The sequence below is a fragment of the Streptomyces sp. SJL17-4 genome (assembly GCF_036826855.1).
In the GTDB taxonomy this organism is placed as follows: domain Bacteria; phylum Actinomycetota; class Actinomycetes; order Streptomycetales; family Streptomycetaceae; genus Streptomyces.
This window is the reverse complement of record NZ_CP104578.1, coordinates 7,767,109-7,779,866: the sequence shown is the minus strand read 5'-3', so window position 1 is coordinate 7,779,866 and position 12,758 is coordinate 7,767,109. Positions and strand designations below refer to the sequence as shown.

The window sequence follows — 12,758 nt, the reverse complement described above, 5'->3', positions numbered from 1 at the left end:
GTATGCGAGATTGCTCGACATCAAGATATCTCGTGATCGAGGTCCTCGGTAAAGGGGCCCACGAGCTCGCCGTCGCGGGGCGCTCCGGCGGCCTCGACGAAGGGTCCGCCGAGCCGGTACGGGGTGGGGGCGCCCTCGACGTCGACGCGGCGGAGCAGACCGAGCAGGACGAGCCCGGCGGCGGCGACCACACCCGCGGCGAGGGCCTGGCCGCAGCGGTGGGCGAGCCGGAGCTCGGCCGGGTCGTAGGGGGCGGCGGTCGGCAGGGTGAGGGTGTCGCCGAGGAGCCAGAAGCCCGCGCCGAGCCCGGCGGCGGCGAGCAGGGCGAGCGGGACGGTGACCGGGAGGCCGGGGAGGGCGGGCCCCCGTCGGGCGCCGGGGCGCACCTTGCCCTTGCGGGCGAGGAAGGCGAGGAGGCCGCAGAAGACCGCGAGGACCACCAGGGCGGCGGCGATGACGTCACCGGGCCGGTGCCGGCCGGCGGCGATGGTCTGGGCGCCGACGCCGATGGCCCAGAGCGTGGCGGCGCCGACGGCGACGCTGCGCAGCCGGTAGGGGACGACGAGGGCCAGACCGAAGGCGATGCCGAGGGCGAGCGTGGTCTGGGCGCTGGGGAAGCCGCTGGACATGAGCCCGCCGGCGTCGGCGAGCCGGGGGCGCGGTGCGTACCGCTGGAGGAGTCCGGTGACGGCGAGGGCGGTGACGACCGCCCCGGCGGCGATGCCGGTGAGGGCGTACCGCCTGCGTATCAGGCCGGCGGCGAGCAGGAGGACGCAGCCGAGGACCAGGGAGAGGGTGGTGAGCCCGGCGATCGAGGGGTGCTCGCGGAGCACGGTGGCGGCGGCGGAGTCGGCGCGTCGGCCGGTCATGGCCGCGTCGCCCCAGCGGCGGCCGGTCGCGGTGAGCACGAGGCCCGCGTAGACGACGGTGAGGAGGAGTACAGCCCCGAGGCAGCCACGCCGGGTCCGGGTGCGGACTCGGGTGCTGAACGATCCGGCGGCCTCGCCTGCCACGGCGGCGTACCACCAGGTGCCACCGGTCTCCAGCGGCCTCGGGGAGCCGCCCGCGCGGGGCCTGTCGTAGGAAGCCATGCCCCGATTCGAACCCACGCGCGGCGGCCCCGCCCGCTGGACGCACCCGAACGAAACGCCTCGGGGGCGGCTCGGCGGGCAGGGCCCGCCCGGCGGCCGGTCGCGGACGCGTGCGCCTGCTCAGGGGTCCGGGCTCGGGCGGGCGTGCCTGCTCGCCGGCGTCCATGTGCTGCTGTTCCCGCCGACGGCGCTCGGCGGCAGGGCCGACATCCCGCTGACCGTCCTCCAGGCGCTCGCCTCGGGACGGCCGGCGATCCTCAGCGACCTCCCCCGGTTCGCCGACCTGGGCCACGCGGTGCTCCGGGCTCCGGCGGGCGACGCGCGCCGCACCGGGCAGCAGCCGGCCTGGCTGCTCGACCAGCCGCGCTCCTGGGACGTGCTCGCCGAGCGGGGCCGGGCGCTCGTCGAGGACCACTTCGGCCCCGAGCGGTTCGCGGCCCGGTACATGGCCCTCTACCGGGAGCTGCTGTCGTGACCGGGGAAGCGGTCCGGTATCACCCGTGCCGCGGTGCGGCGGTGCTGGTCGTGACCGGGGGCGTGGGTCCGGCCGGCCGTTCGGCGGTGAGGAGCAGGATGCCGGTGTCCCCGTACTCGGGCAGGGTCAGGTCCTTGACGACCCTGGCGATCCGCAGACCGGTGGTACGGGGCGTGAAGACGGCCCGCAGGGTTGCCTCGTCGACCGGGCAGGCGGGCCAGACCGGTCCCGCGCCGATGCGGTAGCTCGGCATGCGTTCCATGAACGCGGCGAGGAGCCGCCCGCCGGGGCGGACCGCCCGGACGAAGACGTCGCAGAACCGGGTGAACTCGTCGATGTCCTCGGTGACGCTCTCGGCGACGAAGTTCATCGAGGCGAGGTCGTACGTGCCGGGGACCAGGTCGTCGACGGTGCCGGGCACGACCCGCACCGGGTGCAGCGCCTCCGTGCAGCTCTCGGGAAGCGCGGGGTCGAGGGAGCGGCACAGGGCGTAGAAGGGCTGCCAGCTGTCGTCGGGGCCCCGGTCGAGCTGGCGGCGCAGATAGCGGAGGTTGGCAACGCTCGGTTCGAGGGCGTCGATCCGGCGGCTGGCGGCGCCCGCGAGCATCAGGGGGTAGAGGTTGGGGCCCGCGCCGAGTTCGAGGGTGCGGGCCAGGCTGCCGGGGGCGTAGCGCCGGTGGACGGACGCGTGGTGGTGGATGACGCCGATGTCGCAGGGGTGGAGGCGGCGGTAGTTCTCGGCGAGGTAGTCGGCCAGGGCCAGGCGTCCCAGTCGGCGTCCCGGTTGCGGCGCACCTGGGTCGTGCCCATCACGGTTCCGCTGTCCGGCCGCCGGTGACGACGGAGGGGCGTGCGGCGTCGGCGGATTGCAGGGAGAACCGTTCGGCGAGTTCGGTGAGGGCGACGCGGAGTTCCCCGATCTCCTCGTCGGTGTTGGCGGCGGTGATCTGGACGCGGAACCCGACCCGGTCGCGCGGGACCAGCGGGTAGGAGGCGAGCGTCACGTAGATGCCGTGTTCCCAGAGGAAGGCGGCGACCGCGTCGAGGTCGTCCGCGTCGGCGAGCGGGATCTCGACGATCGGCAGTCCGTCGGTGTTGGGAGTGGCGATGCCCAGGGCGCGGACGTGGTCGAGGACACGGGCCGTCTTGCGGTAGAGCCCGGCCCGGATCTCGTCCCCGCGCGCGTCGTTGACGTCGAGTCCGGCGAGGGCGGTGGCGAGCGAGGCCGTCGGCGAGGGGCCTGAGTAGAGGTACGGGGCCGCCGCCACCTTGAGGTGGTCCTTGAGCCACTTCGGCACGGCGAGGAAGGCGAGCAGCGAGGAGAACGCCTTGGAGAGGCCGCCGACCAGGACCAGGTCGTCGTAGGTCTCGCCGAGGTGGCGGACGATGCTGTTGCCGCGCGAGCCGTAGGGGCTGGTCTCGCCGGGGCGCCGCTCTCCGATGACTCCGAAGCCGTGGGCGTCGTCGATGTACAGCAGGGCGCTGTTCTCGCGGGAGACCCGGGCCAGGGTGGGGAGGTCCGGGAAGTTGCCGGTCATGCTGTTGACGCCGTCCATGCAGATGAGACGGCTCGCGTCGCCGGGCGCGCCGCGCAGCAGCGCCTCCAGCTCGTCGGGCCGTTCGGCGTGGAAGCGGTGGATCTCCGCGCCCTGACCGCGGGCGGCGACGCAGCCGTCGTACACGGTGCGGTGCGCCTGTGCCTCGACGAAGACCTGTCCGGTGCCGGCGAGCAGCGGGATCACCGACTGGTGGATGAGGGTGACGGTGGGCAGCAGCAGCGTGTCGGAGGCCCCGAGGAGTTCGGTGAGCCGCTCCTCGATGCGGGGGTAGAGCCGGGGGCTGCCGATGAGCCGGGACCAGCTGGGGTGGGTGCCCCAGCGCCTGACCTCCGGCTCGATCGCCTCGATGGCCGTCGGGTCGAGGTCGAGGCCCAGGTAGTTGCAGGAGGCGAAGTCGATGAGCCAGTCGTCGCCGACCCGGATGCGGCGGCCATCGACCTCGTCGATGACGGCGTCGCACATCCGGCTGGTCCGGTGGAGGTGCTCGAGGTCGCGCCAGCGGGAGGCGCGCGGGGGGTGCCCCACCCGGGCGGCGGGGCGGACGGCGGGCCGGGCGGGCGGACGCTCACCGGACGACGGAGCGCGGTGCAGATAGAACTCGGCCTGGTGGGCCGTCATGGGGCGGGCGAAGAGGTAGCCCTGGCCGTAGCGGCAGCCCATCTCGGCGAGGAGCGCCCGCTGTTCCTCGTGCTCGATGCCCTCGGCGACGACCTGGAGGCCGAGGACGTCGGCGATGCGCACGATGCCCTCCACGAGCGCCACCTGCTGCGGGTCGGTCGTGATGTTGTCGATGAACGACTTGTCGACCTTCAGGACGTCGATGGGGAACTCGCGGAGGTAGCTGAGCGAGGAGAAACCGGTGCCGAAGTCGTCGATGGCGATGGAGACGCCCAGCTCCTTCAGGGCGGCCATGGTGGTCCTGATCTGGGCGTCCCTGCGCATCAGGACGGTCTCGGTGAGCTCCAGGACGAGGGAGCCGGGCACGAGCCCCGAGGAGTGGAGGGTGCGGCGTACGCCTTCGAGGAATCCGGGGTCCCGGAACTGGCGGGCGGAGACGTTGACGCTGGCGTACAGCGGGGCCTTGCGGGGGCGGGCGCGCTGCCAGCGGGCGATGTCCAGCGCGGCCTGTTCGAGGACCCAGGCGCCGAGCGGCATGATGTGGCCGCTCTCCTCGGCCAGGGCGATGAACTGGTCCGGCGGGACCATGCCGCGGCGGGCGTGCGGCCAGCGGATGAGCGCTTCGAGGCCGGCCGGTGCGCCGTCCCTTACCTCGACGATCGGCTGGTACCGCAGGGCGAACGCGTGGTCGGCGATGGCCGTGTCCATGCCTGCCTGGAGTTCGTGCCGGGCGACGAGCCGCGAGTGGAACTCGGGGTGGAAGAGCCGCCAGCGCTTCTTGCCGGCCGCCTTGGCCGCGTACAGGGCGAGGTCGGCGTGGCCGAGGAGTTCCTCGGCGTGGGCGCTGTCGAGGACGGTCGCGACGCCGACGCTGGTCGACACGGAGACCGCTCCGTCGGTGAGGTGGAAGGGCTGGCTCAGGGTGTGCACGATCTCCGCCGCGAGGGTCTCGGCGTCGCGGGGCTCGCGCGCGCCCTCGATGAGGACGGCGAACTCGTCGCCGCCGAGGCGGGCCGCGGTGTCGGTGAGCCGCAGCACGGAGGTGAGGCGGCGGGCGACGGCGACGAGGAGTTCGTCGCCGACGGAGTGCCCCATGGTGTCGTTGACGACCTTGAAGTCGTCGAGGTCGACGAAGAGCATGCAGGTAAGGGTGGATTCGCGGCGGCCCCTGAGCAGGGCCCGTTCGACCCGTTCCAGGAGCAGGACGCGGTTGGGAAGCCCGGTGAGCGAGTCGTGGAAGGCCCGGTGGGTCAGTTCGCGTTCCAGTTTCCGCTGTTCGGTCACGTCGCGGAGGGTGAGGACGAGGCCGTGCACGGTGTGCTCGTCGCGGAGGTTGCTGCAGCGGACCTCGACCTCCAGGTCGGCCGAGCCGCCGTGGAGGAGCTTCCAGTCGTCCCGGGCGTCGACGGCGGCGCGGGTGCGGGCGTCGGCCAGGACACGCAGGGCGGCGGCCGTGTCGGCGGGGGCGACGAGGTCGGTGAGGGGGGTGCCGGGGAGCAGGGAGCGGCCGAACATGGACTCGGCGGAGGGGCTCGCGTACCGGACGCTGTCGTCGTCGTCGACGATGAGGATGACGTCCGAGGTGTTGTGCACGAGGGTACGGAAGTAGGCCTCGCTGGTGCGGCGGTTGACCTCCTCGCTGAGGGCGAAGCGTTCGAGGGCGAGGGCCGCCTGGGAGGCGAGGGACTGGGCCGGGCCGGAGATCTCCGCGAGCTTCTTCTCGGGGCCGGCGAGGAGCAGCACGCCGAGCAGCGGTTCGGGACCCGCCGGTGCCTGGAGTTCCAGGGGGCAGAGCAGGACGAAGGGCTCGGGGGCGAGTTCCGCGGCGACGGCGGGGTCGAGCCGGGAGACGGGGAGGAGCCGGGTGCCGTCGGAGACGCTCTCGGGCCAGGCGGTCGCGGGGGTCCGGGGGCGCGGGTCGGTGACAGGCCGGGGCGGATCGGCGGGGGGACCGCCCGGATCGGCGCCGGAGGGGGTGAGGTGCCCGCTCGGCTCGTTCGCGGGGCGGCTCGCGTCGTACGGCGGGTGGGCGGAGTCGTACGAAGGTGGCGTCGGCTGGTTCGGCGTCCGGGGCGGTGAGGCCGGGGGCCGGGTCAGTTCGTCCGTGCGGCAGCTCCAGGGGTGGTCGGCCGTGGCCACGCCGCTCAGGCCGCCCCGGCGGTCCCGGGTGAACAGCAGGACCCGGTGCTCGGTGCCGGGCCCGAAGAGGGTCGCGGACGCCGTCTCCACGGCTCCGGCGACCTCGCGGGGGCTCAGGGCGGCGACCAGGGAGGCGGCGGCTGTCCGGAGGCTCCGTTCGCGCGCCTCGGCCTTGCCGTGGTCGTTCATCATGCCCCAGAGCCGGGCGAGGACCAGCAGGAACATCAGGGCCGAGAAGACCGCGATGACGGCGATGACGGCGATGTCCTTGTCCCGGTCGTCCCGCAGCGACTGGAGCAGCAGCAGGGCGGGGGCGACGAGCGAGGCGCCCGCGAGCAGGGCGAGCCGTCGCTCGGCCACGTGCGGCGCGGGTTCGGGGGCGCGCTCGGTGAGGCCGGTCATCGAAGGGTGGAGGGCGGCGAGGCCCCAGGCGGTGAAGAAGACGACCCAGCCGAGGTCCCAGGGGGTGCCGACCTGCCAGGTGCCGCGCAGTTGGAGCGTGCCGTAGATGACGTCGGAGGCGAGGATGCCGCAGGTGCCGAGGGTGAGGAGCTGCACGGACCGGGATCTGAGGCCGCCGGGCACGAGCAGCCGGGCGAGCATCGCGAGCATGAGCACGTCGCCGAGGGGATAGGCGATGGAGATGGCCTTCTCGACCCAGCTCATGTCCTCGCTCCTGGCCAGCGGGGTGATGAGGTTGACCCAGGAGAGCAGCGCGAGGCCCGAGGTGAGGATCAGCGCGTCGAGGACGACGCCGAGGTCGCGGCCGACGGCCCGGTAGCGGATGAAGCCGAACAGGCCGATGGCGAACAGGGGGTAGGTGGCCAGGTACAGGGCGTCGGCGACGGAGGGGAACGGCCTGGTCTGGCCGAAGAAGCCCTCCAGGGCGTTGTACGCGGTGTCGCCGCCCACGAAGGCGAGGTTGGCGGCGGCGAGCACCAGCCAGGGCCAGCGCCGGGCCGGCTTGTGGAGGCGGACGCCGACGAGGATCGCGGCGACGCCGCCGAGGCCGATGAGCGCCCACAGGACGGTGTGCCGGGCGGGGAACTCCAGGTAGGCGGCCGTCAACGCGGCCACGATCAGGAGGTACAGCAGGGTCCATCGGCGCAGTGCCCCGGTCGCGGCGAGCGGCCGGTTCCGCTGGCGCAGCGACATCGTCGACCGCCCCCTTGCCGGGTCGGACGGACGCCGTCGGGAGCGCCCTGTTCGCGGATGGGACCCCGTACGGTGTCCATTCTCCGGGGCGCCCGGGGCGCCTGCATCTCGGCGCGGAACGTGTGGGCGCGGAGGCGCGTACCGGCAGGGCCGGGCGTCAGGAGGACGCGCGGACGACGAGTTCCGTCGGGAGCATCCGGCGGGGCTGCTCGTCCGGTTCGCTGGGGGCGGCGATCTCCTGGAGGAGCAGTCGGGCCATGGTGCGGCCCATCTCCTCGATGGGCTGGCGGACGCTGGTCAGCGGCGGGTCCATGTGCCGGGCGACGGCCGAGTCGTCGACGCCGACGAGCGCCACGTCCTCGGGGACCCGGCGGCCCGCCTCGCGAAGGACGCCGCGCGCGCCCGCGGCCATGACGTCGGAGGCGGCGAAGACGGCGTCCAGGTCCGGCCTGCGGTCCAGGAGTTCCCGCATGGCGTGGCGCCCGCCCTCCTCGGTGAAGTCCCCGGTGGCGACGAGCCCGTCGTCGGCGGCGAGTCCGGCCTCCGCCAGGCCCTCCCGGTAGCCGTCGAGACGGCAGCGGGCCACGTACATGTCGAGCGGTCCGGTGATCGTGGCGACGGCGCGTCGGCCGCGCGCGGCGAGATGCGCGACGGCGGCCCGGCCGGCGCCGGTGTTGTCGGAGTCGACGAAGGCGACGCGCTCGTCCTCGGTGCGGCGGCCGTTGAGGACGGCGGGCAGGCCGAGGGCGCGGACCTGGTCGGGCAGGGGGTCGGCGGCGTGTACGGAGACGAGGAGGACGCCGTCGACGCGCTGGGCGGCGAGGTACTGCTCGAAGCGCTGTCGCTCCTGCTCGCTGCGGATCAGGGTGAGCAGCAACTGCTTGTCGGCGCCGGCGAGTTCGCTGCTGACACCACGGATGATGTCGAGGAAGTACGGCTCCGCGAAGAGCCGGGCCTCGGTCTCGGGAATCACCAGGGCGACGGCGTCGGTCCGGCTGCCGGCCAGGGCGCGGGCGGCCCGGTTGGGTACGTAGCCGAGCTCGGCGACGGCCCGCTCGACGGCGGCCTTGGCCTGTTCGCTCACCCGGGGGGAGCCGTTGATGACCCGGGATACGGTGCCGCGGCCGACTCCTGCCCTGGCCGCGACCTCCTCAAGGGTGGGCCTGCCGGTCTGCCGCCCGCTCACCGCCATGTGCCGCTTCTCCCCTCGGGCCGCCGCCCCGCCTGCGTGTGCACGCGAACCTATCAGGCGGGGCGGGGCGCCCCGAGGGAACCGCGGAAGGGCTCCAGGCACGTGCCCCGGACCGCCGGGAGGGGGTGGGGGCGCCGGGCGGGGGACGTTCGGGCGCCGGGCGGGGGAACGCTCAGGCGCCGGTGGGGGCGAGCTCCGCCATGGCACCCCAACCCTGCTGCGGGACCTCGACGTTGATGATCTCGGGCGTGGTGGCGATGGCTCCGGCCATCGCCTCCAGACCGGCCGTGAAGTGCGGGGAGGCGACGTGGGCCGCGCCCGCGTCGGCGTCGGCGAAGGCCTCCAGGAGGACGAAGACGTTCGGGTCGTCGACGCTGCGCGACCAGTCGAAGAAGAGGTTGCCGGGCTCCTCGCGGGTGGCGCGGGTGAAGTCGGCCACCAGGTCGAGCCAGCGGTCGGCGTGGTCGGGGCGGGCGGTGAAACGTACGGCGATGAAGATCATGCGACAAGCCTGCGGCGCCCCGGCCGGCGCGGCCAGTCGGTCCGGTCAGGATTCCGGCAGGGCCGGAAACTCCGGTACGGCACGGGTGAGGGCGGCCCGGATCTCGCCCTGCCGCCGCCCGAAGTCGGCGGTCGGCAGCGAGACGGACAGGGCGTGCACGATGCCGTCGCCGCGCTCGGGCAGCGCGACGGCGAGACAGGTGTACGCGAGGTCCGCCTCGCCCACGGAGACGGCGATGCCCTGCCCGCGCACGCGGTCGACCTCGGCCTCGAAGCGCTCGGCGCTGGTGATCGTCCGCTCGGTGAAGCGGGCCATCCCGTGCTCCGTGAGATAGCGGCGGCGCAGCGGTCGCGGCAGCGCGGCGAGCAGTGCCTTGCCGTGGGCGGTCGCGTGGGCGCGCTGTTCGGGGCCCGGGGTGAAGGGGTGGCCCGCGTCGGTGACGGGGGCGGTGGTGTCGACGACGGTGATCAGGCCGTCGCGGTAGGCGGTGTGGTACGCCTCCGCGCCGGTGGCCCGCCGCAGTCGGCCGAGGAGCTCGCCGGTGCCTGTGCCGAGCCCGTGGTGCCGCTGGTGGGAACGGTGCAGGGCCGGGACGCGGGGCCCGGGGGCGTACCCCTCGGCGGTACGGACGAGGTAGCCGCGCGCGAGCAGGGGCCCGGCGAGGTGGTAGACGGTCGAGAGGGCGCAGCCGAGGTGCCTGGCCAGCGCCTTCGCCCCGACGGGCCGGTCCGCGTCGGCGACGGCGTCGAGGACGGCGAGGGCACGGTCGGCGGACTGGGGCCCGGGGCTCGGGGACGGGGCAGGCATCGGTCCAGCTTAGGCGGGCGGGGCGGGACGCATCCCGGGCCGGGCGGAGCGGGGAGCGCAGGGCCGGGCGGAGCGGGAAGCACAGGGCCGGGCGGAGCGGGAAGCACAGGGCCGGGCGGAGCGGCCCCGGGCACTCTCCGTCCCGCCTCCGCTCCCCTCCGTATCTCCGCAGGTCAAACCCCCCTTATGTGCATAAGACACTCTTTCGGCGTACCGTCGGGTGTTCCCCTGATTCTCGATGCCCCGGGAGAGCGCGTGCCCCGCTCCACGACCCACCATGCCCCGACGCCCCACGAGGGGCGCCGTCCGCGTCTCCGGACGGCGGCGATCGCGACGGGCGTGGTCGCCGTCGCCGCGGGCGGCCTGTACGTGGCGGGGCTCGTCGCCACCGGCGACGACATATCCGCCGGCACCCGCGTCGGCGGCGTGGACATCGGCGGCATGAGCCGTGCCGACGCCGAGGCCAAGCTGGCGGCCGAGGCCCCGGCCTCGTGGAGCGCGCCGATACCCGTGCGGGTCGGCGACCGTGCCTCGACCGTGACGCCGGCGTCCGCCGGTCTCACCGTGGACCTGGCGAAGACCGCCGAGCTGGCGGCCGATCCCTCCCGCGACCCGTTCACCGTCATCGGGCGGCTCTTCTCGTCGGGCGCGCGCGAGATCCAGCCGGTCCTCGCCTACGACGCGGCCAAGGTGAACGCCATCGTGGCCGAACTGGCGAAGAAGAACGACCGCACGGTGCGCGAGGGGTCCGTGGCCTTCCGCGAGGGCAAGGCCGTCGCGACCCAGCCCGTCGCCGGCCAGAAGCTGGACACGGGGAAGGCCGTCGAGACCCTGCGCGCCGCCTACCCCGCCGCCACCGGCGCCTCGCCCGTCACCCTCCCCGTCGCCGTGACCGAGCCGAAGCTGTCGGCGGCCGAGGTGAACCGTTTCCTCGACACGGACGCGAAGCCCGCCGTCTCCGGCCCGGTGACGCTCACCACTGGCACGGACCGGCTGCGGATCTCCGCCGCCACCCTCGGCGACCACCTCACCGTGAAGAAGGAGAACGGCCGGCTGACCACCGCCCTCGACGCCGAGGCGCTGCTGCGGGATCCGGATGTGGCGGACCCGATCTCCTCCCTGACGGGCGCGCCCGTCGAGGCGACCCTCGGCGTACGGGACGGCAAGGTCGTCGTGGAGTCGGAGGGCAGGCCGGGGCACGAGGTGACCGCGAAGGCCCTCGGCGACGCCGTACGCCCGCTGCTCACCCGGTCGGGCGCCGCCGCGCGTACCGCCGCCATGGCCACGACGGTCACCCAGCCCGAGCTGACCTCCGACTCCCTCGCGCGTCTCGGGATCACCGAGCAGATGTCGACGTTCACGGTGGACTTCCCGGCCGCTCCGTACCGGACGACGAACATCGGCCGGGCCGCCGAGCTCATCAACGGTTCGATCGTGCGGCCCGGCGAGGTGTGGAGCTTCAACGAGACGGTCGGCGAGCGCACCCCGGACAACGGCTTCGTCGACGGCACGATGATCCTCGACGGCCAGTACCGCTCCGCGCCCGGCGGCGGTGTCTCGGCGATGGCCACCACCGTGTTCAACGCCATGTTCTTCGCCGGGGTGAAGCCCGTCGAGTACGGCGCCCACTCCTTCTACATCGAGCGCTACCCGGCCGGCCGCGAGGCGACCGTCGCCTGGGGCCAGCTCGACCTGAAGTTCCGCAACGACTCCGGGAAGCCGATCTACATCAAGGCGGGCGCGACCGACTCGTCCGTCACCGTGAGCTTCCTCGGGACGAAGAAGTACGACTCCGTGGAGGCGGTCGCCGGGGAGCGCACCAACCTCACGGAGCCGAAGAAGGCCGAGGGCACCGGCAAGGCCTGTGTGCCGCAGCCGCCGCTGGAGGGTTTCGACATCGCGGTGGACCGGGTCTTCAAGAACGACGGGGCCGAGGTCAAGCGGGAGACCTTCAAGACCCACTACACCCCGCGCGACGAGGTCACCTGCAAGCCGGTCGACGAGCCCGACGTCGACACGCCCGACAAGGAGACGGACGCCAGGTGACCGGCGTACGGCCGGTGGGGAGACGGACGGCCGGAAGGGTGTCTTCCCGTACGGCCGGGGCATGACTCCGGAGCACGGCCCACCAGGCCAGGGCCGCCCTCAACCGTCCGGAGGCCCGCCTTGGCGCAGCGCAGCGACCCCTTCGAGCGGCTCCTCGCCGACGCCGTGCGCGCGGGCGTGTGCCCCGGCATGGTCTGGGCCGTGGGAGATGCCCGTACGACGGTGTCCGACGGGGCCGTCGGTCTGCTCGACCCCGCACGGCCGGGTGAACCGATGCGCCGCGACACGCTGTTCGACGTGGCGAGCCTCACCAAGATCCTCGCCGTCTGGGCCGTGATCGGCACTCTCGTCGACGCCGGGAAGCTCGACCTGACGGCCCCGCTCGGCAGTTACTGGCCCGAGGCGGCGGGGCGGCCGCTCGCCGATGTCACGGCACATCACCTCCTCACCCACACCGCCGGCATGCCGCTCCGCGCCAACCTCCGGCATCTGTACGGCTCCGACCCGCAGGACGTGCGGGACGGCGTCCTCGCCGAGCGGCTCCGGCACCGGCCCGGGGAGGCCGTCGCGTACACCGACCGGGCGGCCCTGATCCTCGGCTACCTCGCCGAGCACCTCACCCGCCGTCCGCTCCCCCGGCTCGCCGAGGAGCGGATCTGGTCCCCGCTCGGGATGGCGGAGACCCGGTACGGTCCGCTGCCCGCCGCGCTCAGGGAGCGGTGCGCGCCCACCGAGTACGACGAGGAGAGCGGCCGGCATCTCCGAGGCACCGTCCACGACTTCTCGGCCCGGCTCCTCGGCGGGGCCTGCGGGATCGCGGGGGTCTTCACGACCACCGGCGACGTCGGACGGTTCCTCCGCCATCTCCTCGCCCCGGTGCCCGGCGCCTTCTCCGCCGAGTGGACGGCCGGCTCGCTCCGCGTCCGCACCGGCGAGCTCGCACCTCCCCGTGGCCTCTTCTGGCATCCGGCGCCGGGCACGGAACCCGCGGACGACGTCTGGTCGCACTTCGGGTTCACCGGCACGGGCATGTGGGTGTCGCCGGCCCGGGACCGCTGGGCGGTCCTGCTCACCAACCGCCTCCACCTGACCCGCGACCCCGGCCCGCTGGCCCGCGTCAGGGAGGTGTTCCGGACGCTCGCCTTCCGGTGACCGCGCCACGGCGACGCCGACA

Annotated in this window: 9 protein-coding genes; 3 read left to right on the top strand and 6 right to left on the bottom strand. The window is 74.1% G+C overall.

The genetic code is table 11. From position 1 onward, the window contains the following. Window positions 1-20: 20 nt before the first annotated feature. Window positions 21-1,091 (bottom strand): phosphatase PAP2 family protein, encoded by a 1,071-nt coding sequence (locus N5875_RS34960; RefSeq protein ID WP_338498303.1) that lies wholly within the window; start codon window positions 1,089-1,091, stop codon window positions 21-23. Here N5875_RS34960 and N5875_RS34955 point away from each other — a divergent pair. Continuing rightward, window positions 1,090-1,566 carry a glycosyltransferase gene (locus tag N5875_RS34955; protein ID WP_338498300.1) on the top strand — a complete coding sequence of 159 codons (477 nt, stop codon included), beginning with the start codon at window positions 1,090-1,092 and terminating at the stop codon, window positions 1,564-1,566. The two genes, N5875_RS34960 and N5875_RS34955, sit on opposite strands and share 2 nt — an antisense overlap. Window positions 1,567-1,585: 19 nt before the next feature. On the opposite strand, the gene N5875_RS34950 is transcribed toward N5875_RS34955, so the two are convergent. The 5 genes from N5875_RS34950 to N5875_RS34930 form a co-directional block, all read right to left on the bottom strand. Further along, complete coding sequence (locus N5875_RS34950; RefSeq protein WP_338498298.1) at window positions 1,586-2,173, bottom strand: class I SAM-dependent methyltransferase; 588 nt, start codon at window positions 2,171-2,173, stop codon at window positions 1,586-1,588. Between the two features lie 202 nt (window positions 2,174-2,375). Continuing rightward, window positions 2,376-7,037, bottom strand: coding sequence for an aminotransferase class I/II-fold pyridoxal phosphate-dependent enzyme (locus N5875_RS34945; RefSeq protein ID WP_338498296.1), 4,662 nt, complete (start codon window positions 7,035-7,037; stop codon window positions 2,376-2,378). 157 nt (window positions 7,038-7,194) lie between these two features. Next, window positions 7,195-8,229 (bottom strand): LacI family DNA-binding transcriptional regulator, encoded by a 1,035-nt coding sequence (locus N5875_RS34940; protein ID WP_318211496.1) that lies wholly within the window; start codon window positions 8,227-8,229, stop codon window positions 7,195-7,197. 172 nt (window positions 8,230-8,401) lie between these two features. Continuing rightward, window positions 8,402-8,731, bottom strand: coding sequence for a putative quinol monooxygenase (locus tag N5875_RS34935; RefSeq protein WP_318211495.1), 330 nt, complete (start codon window positions 8,729-8,731; stop codon window positions 8,402-8,404). A gap of 45 nt (window positions 8,732-8,776) precedes the next feature. Next, window positions 8,777-9,538: an IclR family transcriptional regulator C-terminal domain-containing protein gene (locus N5875_RS34930; protein ID WP_318211494.1), complete on the bottom strand. Its 762-nt coding sequence runs from the start codon at window positions 9,536-9,538 to the stop codon at window positions 8,777-8,779. A gap of 255 nt (window positions 9,539-9,793) precedes the next feature. On the opposite strand from N5875_RS34930, the gene N5875_RS34925 reads away from it, so the two are divergent. Next, complete coding sequence (locus tag N5875_RS34925) at window positions 9,794-11,584, top strand: VanW family protein (protein WP_338498295.1); 1,791 nt, start codon at window positions 9,794-9,796, stop codon at window positions 11,582-11,584. Between the two features lie 120 nt (window positions 11,585-11,704). Further along, the gene (locus N5875_RS34920) at window positions 11,705-12,736 is read left to right on the top strand and encodes a serine hydrolase domain-containing protein (protein WP_318211492.1); all 1,032 of its coding nucleotides are present in this window, start codon (window positions 11,705-11,707) and stop codon (window positions 12,734-12,736) included. Window positions 12,737-12,758: the final 22 nt, after the last annotated feature.

Bases quoted from the DNA above. Each gene is read 5' to 3' on its own strand.
- N5875_RS34930 (WP_318211494.1), bottom strand. From the start codon at position 9,538: ATGCCTGCCCCGTCCCCGAGCCCCGGGCCCCAGTCCGCCGACCGTGCC.
- N5875_RS34945 (WP_338498296.1), bottom strand. From the start codon at position 7,037: ATGTCGCTGCGCCAGCGGAACCGGCCGCTCGCCGCGACCGGGGCACTG.
- N5875_RS34955 (WP_338498300.1), top strand. From the start codon at position 1,090: ATGCCCCGATTCGAACCCACGCGCGGCGGCCCCGCCCGCTGGACGCAC.
- N5875_RS34960 (WP_338498303.1), bottom strand. From the start codon at position 1,091: ATGGCTTCCTACGACAGGCCCCGCGCGGGCGGCTCCCCGAGGCCGCTG.
- N5875_RS34950 (WP_338498298.1), bottom strand. From the start codon at position 2,173: ATGCTCGCGGGCGCCGCCAGCCGCCGGATCGACGCCCTCGAACCGAGC.
- N5875_RS34935 (WP_318211495.1), bottom strand. From the start codon at position 8,731: ATGATCTTCATCGCCGTACGTTTCACCGCCCGCCCCGACCACGCCGAC.
- N5875_RS34940 (WP_318211496.1), bottom strand. From the start codon at position 8,229: ATGGCGGTGAGCGGGCGGCAGACCGGCAGGCCCACCCTTGAGGAGGTC.